This is a genomic window from Selenomonadales bacterium (genome assembly GCA_018335585.1).
Lineage (GTDB): Bacteria > Bacillota > UBA994 > UBA994 > UBA994 > UBA994.
Genome location: JAGXRZ010000020.1, coordinates 279,188 through 303,976 on the forward strand (window position 1 = coordinate 279,188; position 24,789 = coordinate 303,976).

24 protein-coding genes and 2 tRNA genes are annotated in these 24,789 nt (G+C 55.4%); 8 read left to right on the top strand and 18 right to left on the bottom strand.

All coding sequences use genetic code 11. From position 1 onward, the window contains the following. The first annotated feature begins 1 nt into the window (after position 1). From KGZ66_03750 to KGZ66_03765, 4 genes are read left to right on the top strand one after another with little or no spacing between them, the layout of a single operon-like run. On the top strand, positions 2-751 hold the full coding sequence (locus tag KGZ66_03750; GenBank protein ID MBS3984706.1) for a metal ABC transporter ATP-binding protein: 750 nt from the start codon (positions 2-4) through the stop codon (positions 749-751). Then, positions 738-1,568, top strand: coding sequence for a metal ABC transporter permease (locus KGZ66_03755; GenBank protein ID MBS3984707.1), 831 nt, complete (start codon positions 738-740; stop codon positions 1,566-1,568). Before KGZ66_03750 ends, KGZ66_03755 begins: the two co-directional genes overlap by 14 nt. 4 nt (positions 1,569-1,572) lie before the next feature. Continuing rightward, a complete protein-coding gene (locus tag KGZ66_03760; protein MBS3984708.1) occupies positions 1,573-2,001 on the top strand; it encodes a transcriptional repressor in 429 nt (142 codons plus the stop codon). A gap of 12 nt (positions 2,002-2,013) precedes the next feature. Next, entirely contained in the window at positions 2,014-2,859 is an 846-nt protein-coding gene (locus KGZ66_03765; protein MBS3984709.1) for a GNAT family N-acetyltransferase, read from the top strand. Between the two features lie 61 nt (positions 2,860-2,920). On the opposite strand, the gene pepT is transcribed toward KGZ66_03765, so the two are convergent. Further along, positions 2,921-4,150, bottom strand: a complete 1,230-nt coding sequence (pepT, locus tag KGZ66_03770; GenBank protein ID MBS3984710.1) for a peptidase T — start codon at positions 4,148-4,150, stop codon at positions 2,921-2,923. Positions 4,151-4,245: 95 nt separating this feature from the next. Between pepT and KGZ66_03775 the strand changes: the two genes are divergently transcribed. The 4 genes from KGZ66_03775 (at position 4,246) to KGZ66_03790 (ending at position 8,711) form a co-directional block, all read left to right on the top strand. Continuing rightward, positions 4,246-5,130 (top strand): PhzF family phenazine biosynthesis protein, encoded by an 885-nt coding sequence (locus KGZ66_03775; protein ID MBS3984711.1) that lies wholly within the window; start codon positions 4,246-4,248, stop codon positions 5,128-5,130. A gap of 104 nt (positions 5,131-5,234) precedes the next feature. Next, complete coding sequence (locus KGZ66_03780; protein ID MBS3984712.1) at positions 5,235-6,560, top strand: 4Fe-4S dicluster domain-containing protein; 1,326 nt, start codon at positions 5,235-5,237, stop codon at positions 6,558-6,560. Next, a complete protein-coding gene (locus KGZ66_03785) occupies positions 6,557-7,993 on the top strand; it encodes a YdiU family protein (protein ID MBS3984713.1) in 1,437 nt (478 codons plus the stop codon). Before KGZ66_03780 ends, KGZ66_03785 begins: the two co-directional genes overlap by 4 nt. Before the next feature lie 160 nt (positions 7,994-8,153). Then, positions 8,154-8,711: a nitroreductase family protein gene (locus KGZ66_03790; protein MBS3984714.1), complete on the top strand. Its 558-nt coding sequence runs from the start codon at positions 8,154-8,156 to the stop codon at positions 8,709-8,711. A gap of 33 nt (positions 8,712-8,744) precedes the next feature. Here the strand turns inward: KGZ66_03790 and KGZ66_03795 are convergent, their stop codons facing one another. From KGZ66_03795 to KGZ66_03875, 17 genes are all read right to left on the bottom strand, one after another. Next, on the bottom strand, positions 8,745-9,239 hold the full coding sequence (locus KGZ66_03795; GenBank protein MBS3984715.1) for a GNAT family N-acetyltransferase: 495 nt from the start codon (positions 9,237-9,239) through the stop codon (positions 8,745-8,747). 26 nt (positions 9,240-9,265) lie between these two features. After that, positions 9,266-9,973, bottom strand: coding sequence for an ABC transporter ATP-binding protein (locus KGZ66_03800; GenBank protein ID MBS3984716.1), 708 nt, complete (start codon positions 9,971-9,973; stop codon positions 9,266-9,268). Between the two features lie 4 nt (positions 9,974-9,977). Beyond that, entirely contained in the window at positions 9,978-10,754 is a 777-nt protein-coding gene (locus KGZ66_03805) for an ABC transporter permease subunit (protein MBS3984717.1), read from the bottom strand. Further along, positions 10,747-11,532: an ABC transporter permease subunit gene (locus tag KGZ66_03810; GenBank protein MBS3984718.1), complete on the bottom strand. Its 786-nt coding sequence runs from the start codon at positions 11,530-11,532 to the stop codon at positions 10,747-10,749. Before KGZ66_03810 ends, KGZ66_03805 begins: the two co-directional genes overlap by 8 nt. Next, complete coding sequence (locus KGZ66_03815; protein ID MBS3984719.1) at positions 11,504-12,853, bottom strand: hypothetical protein; 1,350 nt, start codon at positions 12,851-12,853, stop codon at positions 11,504-11,506. Before KGZ66_03815 ends, KGZ66_03810 begins: the two co-directional genes overlap by 29 nt. 60 nt (positions 12,854-12,913) lie before the next feature. Beyond that, complete coding sequence (gene rmuC, locus KGZ66_03820) at positions 12,914-14,314, bottom strand: DNA recombination protein RmuC (GenBank protein MBS3984720.1); 1,401 nt, start codon at positions 14,312-14,314, stop codon at positions 12,914-12,916. A gap of 191 nt (positions 14,315-14,505) precedes the next feature. Then, positions 14,506-14,582, bottom strand: a tRNA-Ile gene (locus tag KGZ66_03825). Positions 14,583-14,590: 8 nt separating this feature from the next. After that, positions 14,591-14,665, bottom strand: a tRNA-Asn gene (locus tag KGZ66_03830). Between the two features lie 81 nt (positions 14,666-14,746). Next, on the bottom strand, positions 14,747-17,539 hold the full coding sequence (locus KGZ66_03835; protein MBS3984721.1) for a PhoH family protein: 2,793 nt from the start codon (positions 17,537-17,539) through the stop codon (positions 14,747-14,749). A gap of 91 nt (positions 17,540-17,630) precedes the next feature. Continuing rightward, positions 17,631-18,755, bottom strand: a complete 1,125-nt coding sequence (gene rpoD, locus KGZ66_03840; GenBank protein MBS3984722.1) for an RNA polymerase sigma factor RpoD — start codon at positions 18,753-18,755, stop codon at positions 17,631-17,633. Then, on the bottom strand, positions 18,752-20,581 hold the full coding sequence (gene dnaG / locus KGZ66_03845; protein ID MBS3984723.1) for a DNA primase: 1,830 nt from the start codon (positions 20,579-20,581) through the stop codon (positions 18,752-18,754). Before dnaG ends, rpoD begins: the two co-directional genes overlap by 4 nt. 24 nt (positions 20,582-20,605) lie before the next feature. Beyond that, entirely contained in the window at positions 20,606-21,421 is an 816-nt protein-coding gene (locus tag KGZ66_03850) for a kinase/pyrophosphorylase (GenBank protein MBS3984724.1), read from the bottom strand. Positions 21,422-21,432: 11 nt separating this feature from the next. Continuing rightward, positions 21,433-22,194 (bottom strand): DNA repair protein RecO, encoded by a 762-nt coding sequence (gene recO, locus KGZ66_03855; GenBank protein ID MBS3984725.1) that lies wholly within the window; start codon positions 22,192-22,194, stop codon positions 21,433-21,435. Then, positions 22,175-22,852, bottom strand: a complete 678-nt coding sequence (gene deoC, locus KGZ66_03860) for a deoxyribose-phosphate aldolase (protein MBS3984726.1) — start codon at positions 22,850-22,852, stop codon at positions 22,175-22,177. Before deoC ends, recO begins: the two co-directional genes overlap by 20 nt. Positions 22,853-22,857: 5 nt before the next feature. Next, positions 22,858-23,748 (bottom strand): GTPase Era, encoded by an 891-nt coding sequence (era, locus tag KGZ66_03865; GenBank protein MBS3984727.1) that lies wholly within the window; start codon positions 23,746-23,748, stop codon positions 22,858-22,860. Next, a complete protein-coding gene (gene cdd / locus KGZ66_03870) occupies positions 23,738-24,151 on the bottom strand; it encodes a cytidine deaminase (protein ID MBS3984728.1) in 414 nt (137 codons plus the stop codon). The genes era and cdd overlap by 11 nt, the downstream gene beginning before the upstream one ends. After that, a complete protein-coding gene (locus tag KGZ66_03875) occupies positions 24,120-24,782 on the bottom strand; it encodes a DUF502 domain-containing protein (GenBank protein ID MBS3984729.1) in 663 nt (220 codons plus the stop codon). The genes cdd and KGZ66_03875 overlap by 32 nt, the downstream gene beginning before the upstream one ends. Between the last annotated feature and the right edge of the window lie 7 nt (positions 24,783-24,789).

A 24,789-nucleotide genomic window follows, 5' to 3' on the forward strand; every position in this document is an offset into this window, starting at 1 on the left:
CATGAACGCCTTACTTTCGGTTAAGGACTTAACACTCAAGTACGGTCGACACGAGGTCTTAAGCGGAGTCTCGTTTGTCGTGCAGCAAGGGGACTACATCGGCATAGCCGGGCCTAACGGCTCGGGCAAGACATCGCTGCTGCGGGCGCTACTCGGCCTCTTACCACCCGCTAGCGGACAGATACGCTTTATTCAAGCCGCTAAGCGGCACTCCATAGGCTACCTGCCGCAAAAGGCGACGCAGAATGACCCCCTCTTCCCTGCGACCGTGAAAGAAGTAGTAATGACTGGCTTGCTCGCGTCAAAGCGAGAGCCACGCATATTCACGCCTGAGGACAGCGCTCGCGCTGACGCTGTCCTCGCCCGCTTGGGCGCCGCCTCGCTTAGCGACAAAAAAGTAGGCAACCTCTCGGGCGGGCAACAGCAGCGCGTGATGTTGGCGCGGGCTATGGTTAGCGCCCCGTCTCTACTCATCCTTGATGAACCCACAAGTGCACTCGACCCAAAAATCCGCGACGAGTTTTACGAGCTCCTACAAGACCTAAACACGCAGGATGGAGTCACAATCATGCTTGTCTCACACGACATAGGTTCAATCGGAAAGTACACTAAGAAACTTATGTACTTAGACCGCGGCCTAGTGTTTTTCGGCACATATGACGAGTTTTGCGGCTCGGAAGCTATGACTGCCTACTTCGGCACTGTATCGCAACATCTGTTTTGCTGGAGGCACAGCCATGGCGCTAATTGACTTACTCGCAGAAGCTGTTTCCTTTGTCTTTATCCAGCGGGCGCTTATCGTAGGCACACTAATTGCGCTTTGCTGCGCGTTTTTGGGAGGATTTTTGGTATTGCGCAAGCTGTCGCTTATTGGGGACGGCCTAGCTCACGTCAGTTTCGCGACAGTGGCCTTAGCCCTCCTCTTATCGGCCTCGCCGCTCCTGATAAGCATTCCACTGGTCACCGTAGCTTCGCTGGCCATTCTCACCTTGAGCGAACGCACCGGCATGCATGGCGATGCCGCTATCGGCTTGGTCTCCTCCTTTTCGATTGCCGTCGGCGTGTTGGTGGCCAGCCTTGCACAAGGGTTTAACGTCGACCTGATGAGCTTTCTATTTGGGAGCATCCTAGTTATTAGTCATGCCGACGTACTCATTTCGGTGGCCTTAGCTGTTGTTATCCTTGGCGCGGTCCTGCTCTTTTACAACCAGTTGTTTGCTGTTACCTATGACGAGGATTTCGCCCGCGTCCTTGGGCTTAATACAAGACTTATAAACTACATGACCGCCATGCTCACCGCCATGACGATTGCCTTGGGCATTAGGGTTGTGGGCACTATGCTAATCTCGAGCCTAATTGTATTCCCGACTGTCACTGCCCTACAGGTGGCCAAAGGCTTTAAGTCGACTATAGCCGTAGCTGCGCTTGTATCGGTAACCTGCGTAGTGCTAGGAATCTTTGGGTCTTACGTGTATAATCTCCCCACGGGCGCGGTAATTGTGCTGCTTAATGCGGTGATGTTCCTCTGCTCCGTAGGGGTACGGAAGTTTGGCGCTATAGGAGGGTAAGCCTTTGACCAACAAGGTACAGGCCGGGGACTTGCTGCGCCGCCATGGCATAAAGAAGACGCGCCAGCGCGAGGCCGTGCTGCGCATCCTCGCAGAGGCTGAAGCCCCCTTGTCGGTAGACAACATCCATGTGACACTCCGCCGTGAGGACAACACCGTTAACCTCTCTACTATCTACCGCATGCTGGAAATGCTCTTAGAAAAAGGGCTAGTGGAGCAGATGCACCATCCGTTAGGCAACAGGTTTACCTATGCGCTCTCTGCCTACGGCCACAGCCATCACCTGACTTGCACGCGCTGTGGAGTTTCAACACGCATGAATGGCTGCCCTCTAGCCTCCGCCCTAGGCCTGCTTGAAGCGAACCACAACTTCCGCATAACGGGCCACCGCCTTGAAGTGTTCGGCGAATGTGCCACGTGCAGGGTAAAGTAAGGAGCTGACATCATGATAGCGATAAGAAAAGGAGAACTAGCGGACAAGCCCCGTGTCTTAGACCTGCTAAGCCGCGTCTGGGAGGACGACTATGTGCCAAACATGTGGGAGGGGTGGGTCACTAGTCCCGAACAAGGCATAGTACTCGTGGCCGAGCAGGACGGTGAGATTGCCGGAACCTGCTACATCAACTTTATGCCCCATCAAAGTGCCTGGTTTCAGGCTATGCGCGTCGACCCGAAGTTTCGCCGCCAGCGCATAGGCACCAAGCTGACCGAGGCAAGTCTGGCACAAGTGCAAAGCCACGGCATAAAACATGTATACTTAGGCATTGACGCAGAGAACACGCCCTCGTTGACTATGACTGCGGGAGTCGGCTTTAGACAAGTTATGCAGTATGAGCGAGTGACTAAAGTTTTGCCGCCGCGAGCGGAAGGCGATGAAGTTGGCGTCACTAACTGGCGTCAGGCCGTGTCCGGTGACTTGGCTGATTTGGAGCGCATAGCTGACAAAAACAGCAGCGAACCTGGGCTCTTTGCCTGTTGGCAGTGGCAACTCATGTCACGCGCTGCCCTAGAGCGCAACATTCTAGCCAACAACCTTTGGCTGTGGGGCCGCAGTGAGCCGCGCATGTGGGCAGGTTTTGAGGATTTTGGGGAGTACATTGCCCTGTTCCCACCCTGTGGCGACGACCGCGAAGTCTTGGAAGCATGCGACGAGCTGATTGCCTACTTGCCGCGCAAGGAAAGTGCTACGTTCAAGGCGTGGCTTAATCCGGCAAGTCCCCTGCTGCCTCATCTGCGGGCGCGCGGCTTTACCGGGAATGATGGTACTATTATCTGGGAATACCACTTGTAGGCCAAAAAGTACAGGCACGGCTACCCGCAAGGGAGTCGTGCCTGTATTGCTGTAGTGAAGCCTACTTTGCGCGGCAGTTTAGCTCATTTATCTTTAAGATGACCTCTACTGCCTTTTCCATGGACTGAATCGGGATGTACTCATGCGTGCCGTGGTAATTGTGACCGCCCGTAAAGATGTTCGGGCACGGCAGGCCCATAAACGACAGTCGCGCGCCATCCGTACCGCCTCGCACAGGGGTGGTGACCGGCTCGATACCGAGCTCACGCATCGCTGCCTTGGCCAACTCCACTACGTGCCAAGCGTCCCGCAGTTTCTCCTCCATGTTGTAGTAGGAGTCCACTAAGTCAACAGTAAAGCTCTTTTCGCCGTAAACGCCGTTAAGGTACTCTCCAATCGCCGTTAGGCGCGACTTACGCGCTTCGAATACAGGCCGGGCGTGGTCGCGCACAATGTACTTGAGCTCAGCCTGCTCAGGCGTGCCGCGCACTTCGTTTAGGTGATAGAACCCCTCGTAATGCTCTGTATGGGCGGGGCGCTCTGCGGCGGGCAACAGGGCATTAAACTCCATAGCCATAAGGATGGCGTTACGCATCTTGTTCTTGGCCGCGCCTGGGTGGATGTTGCGGCCCTTAACCGTCACTTTGGCCGACGCGGCATTAAAGGTCTCAAACTCAATGCCACCGACCGCGCCGCCGTCCAGGGTATAAGCAAAGTCTGCACCAAATTGCGCGACGTCAAACTTGGCCGTGCCCCGCGCTATCTCCTCATCTGGGGTGAAAGCTATACGCAGTGTACCGCGCTTAATCTCCGGATGCGCCAGCAGATACTCCGCGGCGGTGAGAATCTCGGCGATGCCTGCTTTGTTATCTGCGCCTAGCAACGTCGTGCCATCCGTAGTAATAATGTCCTGCCCACGGTAATTTGGGAGCTCAGGGTAATCCTGCGGCGACATCTTTAAGCCCTTTTCTGCGTTAAGGGTAATGTCTCCCCCATCGTAGTTGCGCACGATTTGAGGTCTTACGTTAGCCGAGGGCACATCAGCCACCACATCCATGTGGGCGATAAGCCCAATCACCGGCACAGGCCGCTCAATGTTCCCCGGCAACGTCGCATATACATACCCATGTTCGTCTATGTGCGCGTCTGTGAGCCCCATCGCTCGCATTTCTGCAGCCAATGCGGTGCCAAACTCCACTTGCCGATGTGTACTCGGTTGGGAAGGGGAATTGATGTCCGAAGCTGTGTCCACCTGAACGTACCTAAGAAACTTCTCTGCCACTTTGCTCATTCTTACGACCTCCCAGTGTTTTCTTGGCTTGGATATTGACAATGGGTAAGATTCCCGTTTATCGTAGACTTACGACAGACGAAGGGGGAAACGGAGTGTCACGACGATTTTACACCGTGGATGTGTTTGCGGAAAAGAAGTATGCTGGCAATCAGCTCGCGGTAGTTCGCGACTGCGAGGGACTAGGCACCGCCGAAATGCAGCTCATCGCCAAGGAGATGAACTACAGCGAGACTACTTTCATACTACGCGACGAGCCTCACAACGGCGGCTTTGACGTGCGGATTTTTACACCTGCCGAAGAAGTCCCCTTTGCCGGGCACCCAACACTTGGGACAGCGCACGTCATTCAACAGGAAATCTTGCGCAGCGAGGTGCCTGCAGTACAGCTAAACCTCGCGGTCGGGCCGATAACCGTCACCTTCACCTACCACGACGGCGTGCCCGACGTGCTTTGGATGCGACAGATTGAGCCCACGTTTGGGAAGACAGTGACCCATGCCGACCTAGCCGAAGTGCTGAGGTTATCACTCGCAGACTTTGACACGCGCTTCGCCCCACAGGAAGTGTCGACCGGTCTGCCCTTCTTTATTGTACCGCTTTGCACGCTAGACGCGGTACGCCGCGCTAGGCCGCAAACAGCAGACTTGTTGCGGTTCGTCACACCCTACACAGCCAAAAACATCCTCGTGTTCGCCCCTGAAACTTATGAGCCGGGCAACGACTTTAACGCTCGCGTCTTCACTGACTACCTCGGCATACCCGAGGACCCCGCCACCGGGAGCGCTAACGGCTGTCTAGCAGGCTATCTCGTTAAGCACCGTTATCGCGGCGCGTCTAAGTTACGCGCTAATGTAGAGCAGGGCTATGAAATCGGGCGCCCGTCTTTACTGCGCCTAGAAGCAGAAGCCCACGGCGAAGCCATCGCCATACACGTCGGCGGCAAAGTTGTACCTGTAGCTCGCGGCGAGTTAGTGTAAAACGCAGGGATACCCCAGAGGAGCAGCTTGCCTCTCACCATGCATATTATCAGAGGCCAGATACGGCTTCAAGCAATCCATATAGAGAGTGAGGTTGTCAACGTTTGTCCCATGCTTCAGGGAACTCGGTCTACGGTAGATTAGTGGACCGATTAAACCGCTATCCGCAGGGAGCGCCGCCGTCTAAGACTCTGTACAAGATTCTCAGCATCCTGTTTAGCGAGCGGGAGGCTCGGCTAGTAGCGGAGCTGCCTATTAAGCCGTTTACCGCAAAGACAGCAGGTGACATCTGGCATACTAGCGAAGCAGACGCTCAGGCGACGCTTGACACACTAGCAAGCAAGGCCATACTAATTGACGGTGATCATCGCGGCGTCAAGCAGTACTTTCTTCCGCCGCCTATGGCCGGGTTTTTTGAGTTCGCCTTTATGCGCGTACGCCAGGATATAGACCAAAAGCTGCTTGCAGAGCTTTTGCACCAGTATCTCAATGTTGAAGAGGACTTCATTAAGGACCTCTTCTTAGGCAGCGAAACGCGGCTTGGGCGTGTGTTCGTGCAGGAATCTCTAGTTACCCCACGGGACGCGATACATGTGCTCGATTACGAGCGTGCGAGTCACTACATTCGCGACGCCGCACACATTGGCGTGAGCATGTGCTATTGCCGCCACAAGATGGAGCATCTCGAACAAAGCTGCCAAGCGCCCATGAACATCTGCCTAACTTTCGACGGCACAGCCGCTTCGTTGATTAGGCATGGACATGCGCGGCGTGCGGATGCCCGTGAAGGACTAGAACTGCTAGAACAGGCCTACGCTAGTAATCTTGTGCAGTGCGGCGAGAACGTGCGCGAGCGGGTCAGCTTTATCTGTAACTGCTGTGGGTGTTGCTGTGAGGCCATGCTCGCCGCTAAGAAGTTTGGCATACTTGTGCCGGTACATACCACTAACTTTATCCCGCAGGTGACCGAGGAGTGTAGCGGATGCGGCCGCTGTGTGGATGCTTGTCCTATTTGCGCCATCAAAATCTGTCCTAACGCTGCGGCAGTAGGCGGCAAGGATGAAGCCTCGGTCGACGAAGGGATATGCCTCGGCTGCGGCGTCTGCGTGCGCAATTGTCCGCACGGAGCTTTGCTGCTAAAACGGAGGGCACAGCGCGTCATAACCCCCGTCAACTCAGTTCACCGTGTTGTGCAGATGGCCATTGAGAAAGGACGGCTAGCCGACCTTGTTTTTGACAATCAAGCTTTTGCTAGCCACCGAGCCATGGCGGCTGTCCTTTCTGCCGTGCTCAGGATGCCGCCGCTTAAGCAGGCCCTCGCTGCTAAGCAGTTCAAATCGCTCTACCTGAAGCGCTTGATTAAGGCTGTTACGTCTAGGGAAAACCTACTGCCGACAAGACATGTAGCGGAGGAGAAGACACCGACATGACAGGCTTCAGATTAGAGCACAGCTATGCCGAACTGCCTCCATTGTTCTTCTCGCGGCAAAACCCCACCCCAGTGCGCGCGCCGAGGATCGTAGTTCTTAACGAGCCCTTGGCACTCCGACTAGGGCTTGATGCCACTCGGCTGCGCAGCAAGGAAGGAGCCGAGCTGTTATCAGGAAACAATATCCAGAGAGAAGCCATGCCCATCGCGCAAGCCTACGCGGGGCATCAGTTTGGCCACTTCACGCTGCTTGGCGACGGCAGGGCGATTCTTATTGGCGAGCAGGTTACCCCGGATGGGAAACGCTTTGATATACAGCTAAAAGGAGCCGGGCGCACTCCTTACTCGCGCGGCGGGGATGGCCGTGCGGCACTAGGCCCCATGCTGCGCGAGTACGTTATCAGCGAGGCCATGCATGCGCTCGGCATACCGACAACGCGTAGCCTCGCTGTCGTGAGCACAGGCGAAACGGTTCAGCGCGAAGCGCCACTAGCCGGTGCAATTCTGGTGCGTGTGGCAGAGAGCCATTTGCGCGTGGGCACGTTTCAATATGCATCCCACTTTGGCCGTGCACCGGACCTTGCAGCCCTCGCCGAGTATGCCGTGCAGCGACACTACCCACACCTTCGCGGGCACGAGGACCGTTACCTGCTCTTCTTGCGCGAGGTCATTGCTCGCCAAGCGGACCTCATAGCGCGATGGCAGGCAATTGGCTTTGTGCATGGGGTCATGAATACAGACAACACTTCGATCAGTGGCGAAACCATTGATTACGGTCCCTGCGCCTTTATGGACGCCTATGACCCAAAGACGGTGTTCAGCTCTATCGACCACTATGGGCGATATGCTTACGGAAACCAGCCGAGCATTGGATTATGGAACCTAGCACGCCTGGCTGAAACTTTGTTGCCGCTGCTTGACCCGGACAGAGAACAAGCAGTTGTATTGGCACAGCAAGAAATAGCTCGCGGTGCGGACTTGTTTCGCGCGAGCTATCTAGAGGCCATGCGACGTAAGCTCGGGCTAAGTAATGCCGAGCCCGAGGATGGGGAACTGATTGAGCAGTTGCTAGTCATGATGCATAGTACAGCCTCGGACTTCACGAACACCTTTCGTGCCCTAACCAACAGCCTGCTTGACGGCTTAGCGCTCGGACAGGCGCCCGGATTTTCGCAGTGGCGCCAGCGTTGGCAGGAGAGGCAAGAGCGACAGCCCGAGGACCCACGCCCTGTTACGGTAATGCGTGCCGCTAATCCGGCCGTTATTCCCCGCAATCACCGCGTGGAGGAGGCTTTAGAGGCGGCCGCAACAGGCGACCTAAGCGTTATGGAACGCCTGCTTGGAGCGCTAGCAGACCCCTACAGCGACAACCCCGAACATGCGGGGTACACTGAGCCTTCCGGCAAGCGCTGCCGTACGTTTTGCGGGACATGATACAAGAGGCAAGGGGAAAGAAACAAGAGGCAAGAAACGAATCACAGAACACAACACACAAAACACAAGCACGAAAGGTAGACGCAGAAAAACAACACACAAAACACAAGCACGGAAGAAGAGAACCGGGGACGGTGTGAGAGGGATAAAGGAGGTACATATGCGAGAGTTCAAATACCAGATAATGCCCGAGATTATGCGGCGCTGGTCGCCGCGCGCGTTTAGTGATGAACCAGTAGCAGGAGAAGAAGTACTGGCACTCCTTGAGGCAGCGCGCTTTGCGCCGTCGTGCTACAACGAGCAACCATGGCGATTTATTGTCGCGCAAACGTCCGAGGCACTACAGAAGATGCAGGGCCTTTTGACCGAGCAAAACCTGTTGTGGGCAAAGCATGCGCCTGTTCTCTTGTTGTTGCTTGCGAAACGAACCTTCTCCGAAACCGGACAGGAAAACTACTGGCATATGTTTGATACAGGCACTGCTTGGGGCTACTTGTCGCTTGAAGCTGAACGCCGCGGGCTGATAACGCACGCCATGGGCGGGTTTAGCCGCAAGCGAGCCATAGCCCTCTATGACTTGCCGCCAGACATTGCTCCTGTCGCCTTGGTTGCTGTCGGAAAACTAGGTAACTCTAGCTTGCTTGCGGCAGAACTCAGGGAACGCGAGCGCCCCGGCGTGCGCCGCCAGCTAAGTGAACTAGTAATCCATAGCTCGTAATCCGTAAACGAAAACCCAAAGCGCTAGCCGTAGCTAGCGCTTTAGCTGTTTCTCCATTATATAGCTTCTGTAAGCCTTCCCTTCCCACTGCACCTCGTCGATAACGCGGAACCCCTCGGACTGGTACAAAGACACAAGGTGCGTCGCGGGGATAGCCGTATCTAGCCTTAGGAACGCCGCACCTCTCTCCTGCCCGCAGTCCGCCGCATAGCGCAAGAGCCACCGGCCAATCCCTTGGCGCTTATATGTAGGTGATACGGCAAGCTGAGTAACGTACAGCCCGCACGACCCGTCCCGGCTCTCGTCGCTCGACAGTGTTACAGTCGCGATAACCTCTTCCCCTCGGCATACCAAGTACACCTCGTTGCCTTCCATGCGTTCGCGCGTAGTCTGTTCGTCCTGGTAGGTGCCGGTGAAGTTAAGCCCGCGCGCAATGTGCTCGCTGTAGGCTTCTCGTACGAGGCGGTGCAATGCGGGCAAATCTGCCTCGGTCGCTAAACGTACGCTGTAGGCGGACAAATCGGACACAATAATCTCCTCCTTATGGATACTTCTTAGCTACTTCGCGCCAGCACTGCCGTCAACTTCGTTGCCTGCTCTTCTATGTAGTACCGGTCCCTCTCCCCGCGCGGGCGGTTAAAGTCCATGCTGGCCACTATTCTGCCGGGCCTACCGTCTAGCACGATAGCTGTGTCAGCCAATAGCACCGCGTCTTGCGGCTCATGTGTGACATAAACCATGGCGCAGGGGTGCCACGCTAGCAGCTCGCACAGCATTTCCTGTAAGGACGCCTTTAGCCCGATGTCTAGACCGGTAAAGGGCTCGTCAAGCAAGGCTAGGTCCGGGGCAAGGACAAACGCCCGCGCAATAGACACCCTTTGCCGCATGCCCCCGCTTAAGTGCGTGGGATAATAGTGCGTAAAGCCCCCAAGTCCTAGCCGCTTGAGCATGGCCGTCGCCTTGTCTACCTGTTCAGCGCGCGTCAGTCCTTTGTCCTGTAGCACAAGTGTGACGTTTGCTAATGCAGTCCGCCACGGCAACAGCCGCGGTTCCTGAAAAACAAAGCCGATACGCTGCCCGTCTGACCGAATCTGCCCGGCGTCGGGTGTTAGGGTGCCGGCGGCCATGCGGAGGATGGTCGTCTTACCGACTCCTGAGGGCCCTAAGATTGCCAATATCTGCTTTTCCTTTACCGTAAAGGACACCGAGTCCACAATAGGGCGCTGGCCAAACGCCTTGCTGACCCCGTCAAACTCAATCACGCGCCTACCTCCTCGTCTGCCACGACAATACATGGGTTCTGACCACGTGCAGCAACAAGCCTTCAATGAGCAGTACTATCGCGGCCATAGTTAACATCCAAGCGAAGATATCTGCTGTCGCCATGTGTACGCGAGCAAGGCTTAAGGCGGGGCCAATGCCTCTTTCTATACCAACAATGATTTCAGCCATAATCATGAGTCTTATAGTTAAACCGGCCGCGAGTAGGATGCTAGGCAACAAGGCGTACAGGGTCGCAGGCAGATACATGGTCCGGAGCTGCCTGACCCGCGAGACGCGATAAACCCTAAGCATTTCCAGTAAGTCGCGGTCTAAGGTCCGCACGGCAGCCACTGCGCCCCTGTATAACAGAGGTAACCCCAATGCTACTGCTGTCGCAACGACTTGAAGCTCGCCGCCGCCAGACACAAAGATGACGAACAAGGCTACTGCCACCGGAGGAACCGAAATGAGGACGCTTATGGCGGGTCTTAGTAGCTCCTCGAACCACGGATAAAAGCCGGCTAGCATACCTAGTGCCGCACCGACAACCACTTGTAGCACCAAGGCGACCGCTACGCGCGCTAGCGTCTGATAAAGCGAGAGCTGACCCGCAGGCGAAGCAAACAGGCGCAAGACAGCAGCCCCCGTCTCGGCAGGGGTGGCCACCAGCAGCGGACCCCACAGGCGCGACGCACCGTGCCAAGCTAGGGTAAATGCCGCTAAACCAAGCAGCATCCACACGTACGGGAACAGCGCCTTAGACTTACGCCACCTACTCATAAGTAGCACCCGCTGCGCTCGCCGCACGCCATTTACAGAGACTTGCCACAATTGGGCGGACCAGCACAAGTTCAATCGCCAAAGCCACAAGCAGACAGACCGCCACCCACGCGAAAAAACGCGCTACGTCTAAGTTGAAGCGTGTCATGGCCATAGCGAACCCAACGCCGTTGCTGCTACCTAAGAGCTCAGCCATTACTGTCTTGCGGAAGGCACTTCCGGCGGCAAAAGAGAATCCTGTTAGAACGGCTGTCGAGAGGGCCGGCAGGTACACTTGCCACCACAGATGCCATTTCGAAAGCCGATACACGGCCGCCATCTCTAGCAGGTCGCGGTCGACCATGGCCATGCCTTCGACCACGCTGACGTACATGATGGGCACCGTGAACAAGGCCGTAACGAACACTGCCATGCCGGAACCCACTCCAAACCAGACCATCGCCAGCATAACAACTACTACCGCAGGTGAAGCGAACAAGGCTCCCATGGCAGGCTTAAACATATAGTAGGCAGGCCTTGAGAAGCCGGCGGCGGCGCCAGTGACAAACCCGAGGGCTGCGCCAATGGCAAGCCCTGACACAGAACGGTGTAGCGAAACGCCGAGGTGTTTATGAAGCTCGCCTGATGTACAAAGCTCGGTCAAGCTCGCGACCACAGTGCCCAGCCTCGGCAAGAGCGCCGGCGCTGCACCGGACACATATTCCCACGCCAGTAGGAGACAAGCTACCCCGATGGCGAACCAGATCTCTCTACTCCGGTTGCCAATAAAAGCGCGCATCCGGTAGCCTCCCGCCGATTATCTCCGGGGCCATCTGCTGTAGCGTGGTAAAGTACAGCTCTATTTCCTGCCTAACGTCGCGCGCTGGTATGACTCGAAACTCCGAAAACTGCAGAGCACTTGCTGCAGCCGGCCCTTGTACGCCTTCTATGCCACGTGCGGCTAAGGCGCCCATTTCATTTGGATTGGCGGCCGCCCACAGCGCGGCTTGGTCGTAAGCGTCACTAAAAGCATGAATCAGGTCGTTGCGGTCGACAACAGCGGGTAGCGCGACAATGCCAGCTTGCGGTATGCGGGCAGGAGACCCCGTAACTTCACCCCAGACTTTGTGCAACTCGATAAGTCGCGCAAGACGCCTCCCTTCTTGTTGCGCTCGCAGCAAGGCCGTGGTCACGGCAGGCTCCGAAAGCACTGCCAGTTCAGCTCGCCCAGTCGCCAGTAACCCGGCCGCTTCCATGGGCGATGGGACATACTCAATTTGCAGGTGGCGCGCAATGTCTAGTCCCTTGCCTGCCGCCAAGAAACGAAAGACGAGGTCGGGCGTGTCCCCGCGCGAAGGCACAACAATGCGCCTGCCTTTAAGGTCCTCCATCGACCTAACCGGAATGCCTTCGGTTCCGACTACGTAGAGGTTCCCCCAGATAGCAACATTAACTAGGCGCAGGTTGACCCCGCGGTTGTACAAGTTGGCGGCGACGTATGTGGGCAAAGCGGCGAAGTGCATACCAGGCGCAATCGCCTGCGCCCGCAACATGTCCACAGTTCGCGCGATGTGTACCTGTGTTTGCTCGGCAAGCGAGGTAATGTGGGGCTCGCTGCCCACGCGATAAAATGGGAATGTGAGCGGGGAAATCGGCCCGAGCATATTTAGTCTCGATAGCCTAGTGATAATAGCTACGCGCCCAGTCCGTTCTTGCCAAGTTACGCCGTACCCTAGTACTTCACTGATAAAGCGCAGGGGAACTAGGGTGCGCCCCCGCGTCGCGAAGGCCGGGACATCAAGCTCTACTGCTCGTTCGTTGAGGCGTGCTACAACCGCGCCTAGTACCAGCGAGACACTAGTCGCGCCCTTGCGAATATGTACGGTCCGGTTGACTTCGTCCCAGGCTACCGTGGCCCCTAGCGTCTCCGCAATGGGCCGGATGGGCACCATTACGCGCCCCCTTACAATCTCCGGCGCCACGTCAAATGAGACGGGCTGATTGTCGACTGTTACTGAAACTAATCGCGCGGCAGATCCCACGACGTAAGAGCCAAAACTCAGCAAAAGCATCGTAGCCAAGCAACCCCATGCCAGCGCAGCACGTAATCTAATTTTCACGGTTATTCCCCCTCTAAGCCTCATGCTTGAGAATAGTATTCACTACTATTTATTGTATGGCTAGGCCTTAGGTAGGTCAAGATGCTCGCGGGGTGAAGTTTCGATGGGACTGAGCAAGGCAATATCGCTGCCGCTCGTAGCACCTAGGTCCTTAAACTTGCGGGCGGCAGGCAACACGCGCCCCTCCATTGAGCCTACAGTGTTGTTATAAGCAGCGTTAGCTTTCTCTAGGCCTTTGCCCATGTCGCGCAAGTGTTCGGAGAGTGTTCCTAGGCGCTCGTAAAGCTGCCTGCCAAGCTCGCTGATATGCTGCGCGTTTTTGGCGAGCTGCTCTTGTCGCCACCCATAGGCCACGGCGCGCAGCAGCGCAATCAAAGTGGAAGGTGTAGCCAGCACTACGCGCTTTTCCAATCCATCCTCAATCAGGCGCTGATCGGCGTCGGCTGCGGCTCCAAAGAACGACTCGCCGGGGATAAACATCACTACGAACTCGGGAGCGCTAGGAAACTGTGCCCAGTAACGCTTGTCCGCCAAGGCAGTCATATGCGTGCGCACTTGCTTAGCGTGTCGCCCTAAGGCTAACCTGCGCTCTTCATCCGACTCCGCGGCGGCTGCATCGAGATACGCATCTAGGGACACCTTCGCATCTACGACTATTTCGCGGCCGGCCGGCAGTCTCACAATAAGGTCAGGCCGCGACCGATTGTCCTCGGTCGTAGCGGTAACCTGCTCGGCGAAATCACAGTGTTCGACCATTCCGGCTAGCTCGGCCACCCGGCGTAAAGTAAGCTCACCCCAACGTCCCCTCACCTGCGGCTTGCGCAATGCGGTGACTAGGTTCGCGGTCTCCTTCTGTAGCTGCTGCTGGCTTGCGCCAAGATGCTTAAGGTGTTCACTGAGGCCGGAGTATGCCTCCTGCCGATGTTTTTCTAGTGTGCGGATATGTTCCTCAAACTTGGTCAGTGACTCGCTTAAGGGGTTGACAAGGCCTTGAATTGCTTCTTGGCGCATGCCGAGGTCGCCGCGGGCATCGGTGAGCGCCTTTTCAAGCGTTTCCTTTGCTAACTGCAGAAACGCAGTCGTGCTGTGACTAAGCGTGTCGCCAGCAAGCGCCTTAAATGTATCAGTGAGCGTAGCCTTAGCATCCGCAAGCAAGGTTCGCTCCGCATCGAGACGCCTTACTGTTTCTGCTAGTTGCGTTTCCGCCTTGATACGTGCGGTTTGCTCGCTGACACAGCTCTCCCGCAGCCTCTCAATGGACAGAGTGAGCTGGTCGTTCTGGCTGCTAAGCGCGAGCCGCAATGCTTCTAAAGTAGCAGCCTGACGCTCCGCAGCAACGGCCTGCGCCCGCGCTTCTTCAACACGCGCCGTCAGCGCCTTCGTTGTGTGTGCTGAAGCAAAAACCCAAGCTACGACTCCGCCAATTAATAGACCGGCTACAGCATAGAATGCATACTCCATATTAACTACCTCCTGTTCGCACTAGGGCCCCACTTCACTTATTTCGGTCACGGCGGCAAGACTCCTTCGTGCAAGCGACGACAAATGTTGACGCGCAGTGCATGAAAAAAGCTAGGGCAGTTCCTCCCTAGCTTCTAACTTCGAACCTCGCACTTCTCAGATCTAACATCCAACATCCAACATCTAACCTATGGTGGGCCCACTAGGACTCGAACCTAGGACCAATCGGTTATGAGCCGACCGCTCTGACCAACTGAGCTATGGGCCCGAAAAAAATGGCTCCTCAGGTAGGGCTCGAACCTACAACCTACCGGTTAACAGCCGGTTGCTCTGCCATTGAGCTACTGAGGAACGTAAGGAGTGTCGCCGTTATTAGTCGACACTCAAGATTATACGAAATGCAGGCGTCGTCGTCAACACCATTGACAAACCTTATTGCGGCGCAAGCGCGCGGCGCAAGATATCGAAGCCCAGCACTTCGAGCACTGGTTGCCAGTCCTCTTGTGACTTTATCTTTATATCTGAGTTAAGAATGTAGTGGCCCATTTTTATGCGCCGAAACAGTTTTTTATTATATGGGTTCTGGCTGTCTGCCTCATGCTTCGCCAGTAGGCTCGAGATATAGGAACGGCTCTTTCTGTAGGGCTGTACAACACTGTCCGGCAATGCCCTCATTGCTTCCGCGAGGTAAGCTGCCGTCAGTGCTCCGTTACGATGGGCTGGGTTACCAATGACAGCCATTAAAAGCACAAGAGCGACCTGAAAGAGAAGAAACTCCCCTTGACGGTTACTTAACTTCACTAACTTATCGCCAACACGTAAGCTTACACTCGAGGGGGCTAGCAACTCATGCACCTGATAGACGGTTGCGGGGTCAAGGCCGCGCCCCCTTATAGCTTGGTGAAGTGAGATTTGCCATGCCGTAAAGCCGCTGTTGTCTGTCAAATCAGCGTTTGCGCCGCCCGAGTGCAGCTCTTTGATGAGGGGAACAACCCCTGTCCTAGCGGCAAGCATAAGCGGTGTCGCATTGTACTCATTGCGAAAATCAACGCCGTACACAGCACACTGCTTCAATATCTCTTTGTACAAACTGTTTGTATACTTTGGAAGCAGGTGCGCGTACAGATTTGCTCTCTGTTGATCATACAACGAGGAGTTAACGAGCAGCCCATAATCACGTTGTGCGAGTATTTGCCGTGCCTTGGCGTAGTTTTGCCCACTCAGGAAAGCAATTATTGCTGGCGAGTCGTGAAAGAGTGCGTATTCAAAGAGCAGCTTTCTCGGTCTTTGTGGGTTATCTTTAGCCTGACGAATCTGGTCGGCTAGCTCTACAACTTTCGCCGGAGTAAAAACATCCCAAGGGACAGGCTGCACCTTTAAAATAGATTGCCTTATGCTATCGGCTTGTTCCTGCTTGCCCTGCAGCTCTAATCTGCGGGCCTCTGCCTGCCATTCTGCTGTGGTAGACTGCTCAGCATTTATTGCGACTTCTTCCATAGCCTGACGCAACCCCATTAGACTAAGAATAGGGTGTGCCTCATCGCTCTCGATGATGTACAGCTTCTCTACGGCGCGAGTAACGGCAACGTACAACGAGTTTATAAAGAACTTGTAGACTTCTAGAGACTTGTCGGTTTTGTCTGCGGCTCGCATGAAATGGAGGTCGCACTCCATGTCCGCTTCGCTTACTCCCCTAACAATCTCTTGAAAACTCTGCCGCTCCTCGGAGACGAAGTTAAGTAGGATGACATTTGCATATTCAAGGCCCTTCGCCTCTTGCACGGTGAACAGCAGAGGGGTTTCAAACCACTTTCGGGCCAAGATCTTGTCCTCACTGCGCATCACAATAACGGCAAACCTAGTAGATCGCCTGATGTTTTTGTTTAGCTCACTCTTGACCTTCTGAGTATCCTTTAGAAGCAGCACCTCCCCATCTTTCTCAGAGAGGCTGTCCATCAGATAGGTGCTTTCCTTATCTACTGAACCAAATCGCCGTTGTTTAATTAGAATAAGTCTATTGGCCAACGTAGTGACCGCCCTAGAATTGCGAAAGTTTGACTGTAAGATGCGTGTCACTCGAGCTGTTTCAAGCTCTGCGCTGCTTAGGAGCATCGACTTTAAGCGGCTCCACGAGAAAAAGTTCGGATGTACAATTTGGTTAGAGTCGCCACAGAGCATAAACTCACGGGGATTTTTAAGACTATTAAGAACAAGCTGGAGCTGTACGTTCGTTACATCTTGGACTTCATCGACCACGACGAAGTCGTATAGTGGCTTCACTTCACGCAGATAATCATACGCTATGATATTGGGGTCATACAGGTGATTCTCCCCAAGAAAAACAAGATACTTCTCGAAGAGGTCATAAACCAACTGACGTTCAGTTCCGAGGTAGATCGACTGTCGGACCCCGAGGCCGAGATACTCCTCCCGGCCCAAATAGGGGGCATCTAAGGCAGAGCCGGTAATTACGCCGCGAAATTCCTCGTATAGCCGATGGGCGTCGGCGACTCGCCGCTGCTTCGGAAATCTATATAGCCATTCGGCAAACCGGCTGAAGCTCACCTCCTTGCCTTCCGGGACGCGCATGGTTTCGAGATACTCCCTGAAGGAGAGAAAGGACACGTCCTGTTCGCCGTTCTCATAATGATTACTACCATACAGCGCCCTAGCTCGTTCTGCCAGATACTGCGAATGAGTGACGTAGAGCCCCTGGCCGCGGAACAGCTTTAGTTTCTCAAGTGTGACGATAGTCTTGCCACTGCCTGCCGGCCCAATGATGATAAGCGGACAAATAGCGCGATATATTATAGACTGGTTAGGATCAAAGGATACAGCTCTTTCTAGGAAGTGAAAGCGTTTCTCTGTCGGGTTAACGTAGCTGACAGATGGTAAGGTGTCTGTGCTTATTTGCGCTTGGTCATCCAATGGCGGTATTTTTGCCTCGTCAATCTTGGCTCCCCTTAGAAACTTGGACCTGTCGTAGGCATGGTTGAGCACTACCTCCAGCATTAGGGCGTAGCGCACTCCCTGATACTGCACTAGCTTAAAGATTAAGCGATTTGCGTCGTCGAGTCTTGCACTGTACAAATCAAAATCCGCCAACTTCTTGACAGTGGCGGAGCGAAAGTCATCTCTGGCGAGATGACCCGTTACCTTCTCGTACTGACGCTTAACCTTGGTATAGTCAATGTCGATATATTCTAGGATTTTCATAGCAGCCAAGCCCGATATCCTTTCTCTATGGACTCCTTGGACGGCCCCATTGCATCACGGGTCGTGACAAAAAGAACCGTCCCTTTTGTTCTCTTTTGTTCTACTCCAAAAAGTCCTTGAGCCACTTACTGCGGCTTGGGTGCCGCAATTTGCGTAGCGCTTTGGCCTCGATTTGGCGAATTCTTTCCCGCGTCACACCAAATTCTTGGCCTACTTCTTCGAGTGTGCGCGAGCGGCCGTCCTCAAGCCCAAAGCGCAGGCGCAGTACCTTTTGTTCGCGCGTCGTTAGCGTTGAAAGCACTTCGTCTAATTGCTCGCGCAAAAGCGCGAAAGCCGCGGCATCTGCCGGTGCCGGAGCGTCTTCGTCGGGTATGAAGTCGCCCAGATGCGAATCCTCTTCCTCGCCGATAGGCGTTTCTAGCGATACAGGCTCTTGCGCGATTTTGTGAATCTCGTGCACGCGTTCAACAGGCACGCCCATTTCCGCCGCGACCTCTTCCGGCGTCGGTTCTCGCCCTAGCTCTTGCAGGAGCTGGCGCGTGATGCGAATCAGCTTGTTAATGGTCTCAACCATGTGCACGGGAATGCGTATCGTGCGGGCTTGGTCGGCAATAGCGCGGGTAATTGCCTGCCTAATCCACCACGTGGCATAGGTCGAGAACTTGTAACCCTTGCGGTAGTCAAACTTCTCAACTGCCTTCATCAAGCCGAGATTGCCTTCTTGTATTAAGTCGAGAAAAAGCATGCCGCGTCCTACATACCGCTTGGCAATGGACACGACGAGGCGCAAGTTGGCCTCTACCAGACGCCGCTTGGCCTCCTCGCTCCCCTCCTCCATGCGCTTAGCTAGGTCGACCTCTTCTTCCGAGGAAAGCAGCGGCACGCGTCCAATTTCCTTGAGATACATCCGCACAGGGTCGTCAAGCCGCAAACCGTCGGGAATGCCGATTTCCCCGGTTTCTGCTTCTTCGAGAGGCGCGTCTGCCTCCGCGCGCACGGTAGAAGTGTCGGGCACGCTAGGGTAGACCGTTTCCATGGCGCTGTTGTCCGCCAAGAGGTCAATTCCTAAGGATGCCAACCCTTCATAGAATTCGTCGATTTGCTCAGGCTCAAGCTCCACCTCACTGAGGTGTTCGCCAATCTCCTTGTAGGTCAGCACTCCGCGCTTTTTACCGCGCTCTATCAGTTCCTTGACCGCCTCAGCCTGAGTCTCTTTCTTGTTCACGTCCTGTACCCCCTCAACTGGGAAACTTTCTCTCTCTGTGGGACCTTCTTGCGCCGCTGCAAATCTGCTAGCTGCGCTGCCAGCACCCCGCGAGTTTCCCCTTCTGCCCCCGCTAGGGCATCCTGCAAGCGTGTTATCTCTAGCGTCAAAGCTTGCTCTTCAATCTTTACAAAACACTCATTCGCCACGTCGAGCACGTTTTCCTCTAAATAATCTACGGTTAACGCAGCGGCAAGTTCGGATTTTAACTCTGGGGCGAGCTCGTGTGCCAAATGCATGGGGTCATCTTCGGGGCCAAGCTCGCGCGTTAACCACGTCGCCAAGTGCCGATACTTCTCGTCAATAAAACCGACGCGCGTCCAGAGGTCGAAGAGAGGCTGCCGCGACTCCTCATGTTTCGCCAGGATGTAGAGGAGCATGCGCGCAGCCCTAACCCAACCCGGCAATACCGCCTTTGCACCGCCCTTATCAGCCATAGTATGCCGTGCTTTGGAAAGTTTATCCGTCGGCTGCGGCCCTAGGGCTTTTGCCAGCTCCACCAGAAAGGCGTCTTCCGGCAGCTTGTACAGCCTTACGACTTGCTTGACATACGCATCGCGCTCGAGGGCATTGCTTACCCCGGCTATAACCTTGGCAGCCTCTGCCCCGAAAGCCCCAAGACCCTGCGGCGTATTCCGGTCATGCTGCTTGGATAGACCGCGAATGCGATACAGCGTGGCGGCTAGGGCCTCGCTGCCTACGGCCGCTAGAAACTGCTCGCGCCCAAACTTGCGCAGGAACTCGTCTGGGTCTTTGCTATCGGTCAGGGTAGCCACTCTTACCGCTAGCCCTTTTCCGCTTAGCACCTCTATGCCGCGCAAAGCGGCGTTCTGCCCGGCAACATCTGCATCAAAACAAACGCTAACGGACGAGGTGTAGCGCTTAAGAACTTGGGCGTGTTCTGGTGACAGCGCTGTCCCAAGCGTAGCAACTACGTTGTCCACGCCGTATTGCCAAGGGGTTATAGCATCCATGTACCCCTCGACGACGATGACAAATCCGGCTTGGGTGATGGCCTTAGCCGCGCGGTCGAGCCCATAGAGCTCCCGGCCCTTGCTGAACAAAGGGGTTTCGGGGGAGTTCATATACTTGGGTGCGGCGACTTCCTTGGAGTCTCCGAGAAGCCTGCCGCCAAAGGCAATCACCTGCCCTTGGCGGTTGCGAATGGGAAACATCACGCGGTGGCGAAAGCGGTCGTAAAGGCCCCTCTCTCCCTGTACAATCAAACCTAGACGCAACAGCTCGGCTTCCCCGATGCGCTCTGCCGCCGCACGCTCGATAAGCGTGTTCCAAGCTGCTAAGCTGTAGCCTAGCTTAAGCGAGGTGATTAGGTCAAAACTTAGCCCGCGTTGCACGAGGTAATCTCGCGCTTCGCGTCCTAGGGACTCATTCAGCAGTTGGCGGTGGAATAAATCTGCTGCCCACGCAGTGACTTTCAGGTCGCGCTCACGCGCCCGCCGCCTGGCCAGCACGTCGGGAGCATCGGTATGCAGCGCGGGTAAAGTAATCCCCGCACGCTCGGCTAGGTTTTCTAGTGCTTCGGGGAAAGTTAGTTTATTGTGCTCCATGACGAAGCTTAGGACATTGCCCCCCGCCTGGCAGCCAAAGCAGTAGTACATCTGCTTCTCTTGATTGACGTTAAAGGATGCTGTCTTCTCGGCATGGAACGGGCATAACCCAAAGAAACTCCTGCCCCGCTTCTCTAGGCGGACATGCTCGCCTACGACCTGCACTATATCGACGCTATTAACGACACTCTCTACAAGCTCTCGTCCATACTCAGGCATCGGCTCCCACCTTACTTTTCGGCGCTAGTCTCCTAGTTTATCCCGGCGATTATAGTAGTCAATAATCTTAGAGGCTGTCTCCTCGACTGCCCGTTTGGTGACGTCGATAATGCGGCAGCCGGCAGCCCGCATAATGCCTTCCCCGTATCTAAGCTCCTCGTTAATGCGCTCGAAGCTGGCGTAGCTGGCATTACTGGCTAACCCGAGTGCCTTTAGGCGCTCCTGGCGAATGGACTGCAGTTCCTCGGCGCGAATCGTCAAGCCAAAGATGCGGTCGCGCGGTACAAGGTAGATTTCGTCCGGCGGATTGACTTCTGGAACAAGCGGCACATTCGCCACCCTATAGCCGCGGTGTGCTAGGTACATACTGAGCGGGGTCTTAGACGTACGGGAGACGCCAAGCAGCACGATTTCTGCTTTGAGCAGGCCGCGCGGGTCCTTGCCGTCATCGTACTTGACCGCAAACTCCACCGCCTCTACCTCGCGGAAATACTCCTCGTCTAGTTGGTAGATTAGCCCGGGCTGAAGCTTTGGCTGAGTTTCGCAAATAGTCGAGAACCCGTCCATCATCGGCCCCAAAATGTCTATCGCGGCAATCCCCTCCGCCCGGCAACGTGCATTGATGTGGGCCCGAAACTCAGGCAACACCAAAGTGTGCACCACCAGCGCGCGCAAACCTCTCGCTTCGTCTACCACTTCATCTAATGCCTCGCGCCCGGCGACGTATGAGATGCGGCGAAAATCCATGTCGTTGCCGAACTGGCTGGCAGCCGCATGGGCCACGCGATGTGCCGTCTCGCCCAGAGAATCTGAAACTACAAAAACAACAACCTTGCTCACTTTTGTCCTCCTTAATCGCCTCTCTTGCCGGCTGTGCGTATGGCGCACAAAAAGGCATGACTGGCCGGGCGTTTCTCAAGTTTGGCCATCACGACGCTGTCGAGCACCGCAGCCACTTCCCTCTCTCCCGCCACAGGGGCGCACAAACCTTCCACTGCTCGCCAGTCTCTATCCCGTAACTTGCAGAGCAAGTTATGCGCCGCAGTGCTTACCTTAACCTGCTTGCCCCGCATCTCACCTTGACTACACTTCCGACACGGGAAACCGGGGACATCCGGGACCAAATATTCGCCGGCGGGACCGGCGCAATGCGGACATAAACTTAACTCCAAACCAAACCCAAGTCGTGCTAATAGCCGGAGCTCAAAAAATGCCAGCAACAGCTCGCGGTGCTCGGTGTGGCTCAGGATGTGCAGGCAAGCGATAGCTAGACTCAACACGTCGTCGTGCGGCTCGGCGTCTACAAGTGAGCTATCTACAAGCTCAAGCATGTATAGAGCGTAGGCTAGGCTATCGAGGTCTTCTCGGAGCGAGCGAAAACTCTCCAACGGTTCAGCTTGGCTTAAGGTGGGGAGACTCCGCCCGACATAGGCCGTGAACCGCAGGTGAGTGAGCGGTTGTGTTACGGAGGCATAGCGGCTTTGCACTTTCCTGGCACCTTTGGCTACCGCTCGCAGCTTGCCCATGCCTGCCGCCAACACGACAACTAGCCTATCCCATTCGCCGAGATTACTGGTCCTAAGTATCAGCCCCTCACCCTTGACTTGCGGCATGCCTAGACTTACACTCTTCCACAATCGACACACCCGAGCTAGTTCCAATGCGAGTAGCCCCCGCCGCTAGCATAGCCAGAGCAAGGTCTAGGTTGCGCACGCCGCCTGAGGCCTTTACGCCGAGTTTTGCACCCACGGCTTGGCGCATCAGCGCCACATCGGCCACCGTCGCGCCCCCGGGACCAAACCCTGTCGATGTCTTAACAAACCCGGCCCCCGCGGCGACAGACATTTCACATACCTTAATTTTCTCGGAGTCGTTTAGGAGCGCGGCTTCGAGAATCACCTTAACAACTGCCTGCCCTGCCGCGTCTACAACTGCGCGTATATCTTCGAGAACGGCTTGCAGCATCCCTGCCTTAAGCCACCCGATGTTAATGACCATGTCGATTTCCGTCGCGCCTTGACGCACAGCCTCCCGCGTTTCTTCACACTTGGCAAACGTAGATGCCGCGCCAAGCGGGAAGCCCACTACACTCGCTATGCCGACCTCTGCCTGTACCAGTTGCTTTACCATCGGTATGTAGCATGAGTTGACGCACACAGCCGCAAAGTTGTACTTAACCGCCTCTTCACAGAGCTTTTTGATGTCGCTAGGCAGCGCATCTGCCTTGAGTACGGTATGGTCAATGTATCGTGCCAACTGCTTAGAATCCATTTGTATCACTGCCTCTCTCTTTCATACCCTAGGTGCCTTAGTTCATGCTCCTTCTGTCGCCAGTCCTTGCGCACTTTCACCCACAGCGCTAGGTGAATCTGACTGCCGAGGAGGCTTTCGATGTCTTGTCTGGCGGCTGTGCCTATGGCCTTGAGCATTGACCCTGTCTTGCCGATAATTATCCCCTTCTGCGACTCCCTTTCCACATAGACGGTAGCGGTTACGTGCACTATGTCACCCTGCTCTTTCATGCTTTCCACCACCACAGCCGTGGAATGCGGGATTTCGTCGCGCGTAAACTCCAGCACTTTTTCTCGCACAATCTCTGCCGCGACAAAGCGCTCGGGTTGGTCAATAATCATGTCTTCCGGATAGTACTGCGGCCCCTCCGGCAAAGTGCTGCGCAAGTGCTCTAAGAGCTCCGGCACCCGCTCGCCTGTCGCGGCGGACACACTGAATGTCGCCTTAAAGTCGTGCAGCGCGCGGAATGCGTCCTGCGTGTTTTCGATACTCGCAGGCGTCGCGGTATCGGCCTTGTTTACGATTAGGACTACCGACGCCGCCTGAGGGAGCTTAGCAATGATTTCCTTCTCTATGGAGCCGACGCGCGCAGTGGGCTCTACGACAAGCCAGATTTCATCTACTTCGGCTAGTGCGGTAAGCGCGTTTGCCACCAACTGCTCGCCCAAACGATGATGCGGCTTGTGGATGCCCGGTGTGTCAAGAAAAACAGCCTGCAGGCCCGGCTCGGTGTAGATGCAGCGAATCTTGTTGCGTGTTGTTTGCGGTTTGTCGCTGACAATGAGAATTTTCTCCCCTAGAACGCAGTTTAGCAGTGTGGATTTCCCCACATTTGGGCGTCCGACTACGGCAATAAACCCTGATTTATGCGTCACGTCGGTCCTCCTTGAGAAAGTCCGGCCCAAACGAATCTGGCAGGAGCTTGGCGAGAGTTGTGTCACGCACAGTGCCGTCGGCGGCGACCAAGATAACAGCCATGTCGTCCGCAAACTCCCGCAGCACCTGTCGACAGGCGCCACAGGGCGAGGGCGCTCCTTCCTCTACCGCTATGGCTACGGCTTCGATGCTCCGCGCTCCGTCACTTACCGCTGCCATGACAGCGGCTCGCTCGGCGCACATCGTCAGGCCATAGGACGCGTTTTCTACATTTACCCCACTGTAAATCCTACCAGCGGACATCACAGCAGCCCCCACCTTATAGCCCGAATAGGGGGCATAGGCCCGGCGGCAGACGGCCTTAGCGACATCAATTAACTGCTGACGTAACTCTTGGTGCACTTTCTTCCTCCTCTGGCTTAGCCTGTCGCACAGCACGTTCGTTAGGTCGGTAAACACCACCTGAGACAATCAGCTTTAGGCCGTCGTCGACTGGCATAGCCAACACTTGGACTTCCTGTTTAGGCACTAAGACTAGCATACCAGATGTAGGGTTAGGCGTTGTAGGAACAAACACGGCCACGAGCTCGCCCGCAAGCGAGAACACATCGCCGCTGAGCTCGCCTGTAAGAAAACCAAGCACATAAATGCCTTTCCGCGGATACTCAATCAATACAACCTGCCGAAAGGCCGACTTGCCTTGTGCCAAGAAGGCGTCGACTATTTGTTTGGTCGAATTGTATATGCTGCGGGCAATAGGCACCCCTAGGAAAAACCTGTCCCAGTAACCGATAGCGCGGCGCCCGATTACATTAGTGGTCACCATCCCTATGACTACCACGGTTACAGCCGTGACTACCAGGCCGCTCCCCGGAATTACCGCCAAGAGAGGTCCTATGGCCGGGACGTAGAACAGGAGGCGCGAAAGCAATCCGTCAAAAAATCGCGATAAAACAACCAGCGTGTAAACCGTGACTGCTGCCGGCAAGATGACAATTAACCCGGCTAGGAAGTAGGTCTTAAGTCTATTCACTTGCACA

What these genes read in the sequence shown, in the direction of transcription:
- KGZ66_03750 (MBS3984706.1), top strand. Translation starts at nt 2, where the DNA reads ATGAACGCCTTACTTTCGGTTAAGGACTTAACACTCAAGTACGGTCGA.
- KGZ66_03755 (MBS3984707.1), top strand. Translation starts at nt 738, where the DNA reads ATGGCGCTAATTGACTTACTCGCAGAAGCTGTTTCCTTTGTCTTTATC.
- KGZ66_03765 (MBS3984709.1), top strand. Translation starts at nt 2,014, where the DNA reads ATGATAGCGATAAGAAAAGGAGAACTAGCGGACAAGCCCCGTGTCTTA.
- pepT (MBS3984710.1), bottom strand. Translation starts at nt 4,150, where the DNA reads ATGAGCAAAGTGGCAGAGAAGTTTCTTAGGTACGTTCAGGTGGACACA.
- KGZ66_03785 (MBS3984713.1), top strand. Translation starts at nt 6,557, where the DNA reads ATGACAGGCTTCAGATTAGAGCACAGCTATGCCGAACTGCCTCCATTG.
- KGZ66_03790 (MBS3984714.1), top strand. Translation starts at nt 8,154, where the DNA reads ATGCGAGAGTTCAAATACCAGATAATGCCCGAGATTATGCGGCGCTGG.
- KGZ66_03805 (MBS3984717.1), bottom strand. Translation starts at nt 10,754, where the DNA reads ATGAGTAGGTGGCGTAAGTCTAAGGCGCTGTTCCCGTACGTGTGGATG.
- KGZ66_03810 (MBS3984718.1), bottom strand. Translation starts at nt 11,532, where the DNA reads ATGCGCGCTTTTATTGGCAACCGGAGTAGAGAGATCTGGTTCGCCATC.
- rmuC (MBS3984720.1), bottom strand. Translation starts at nt 14,314, where the DNA reads ATGGAGTATGCATTCTATGCTGTAGCCGGTCTATTAATTGGCGGAGTC.
- dnaG (MBS3984723.1), bottom strand. Translation starts at nt 20,581, where the DNA reads ATGCCTGAGTATGGACGAGAGCTTGTAGAGAGTGTCGTTAATAGCGTC.
- recO (MBS3984725.1), bottom strand. Translation starts at nt 22,194, where the DNA reads ATGCCGCAAGTCAAGGGTGAGGGGCTGATACTTAGGACCAGTAATCTC.
- deoC (MBS3984726.1), bottom strand. Translation starts at nt 22,852, where the DNA reads ATGGATTCTAAGCAGTTGGCACGATACATTGACCATACCGTACTCAAG.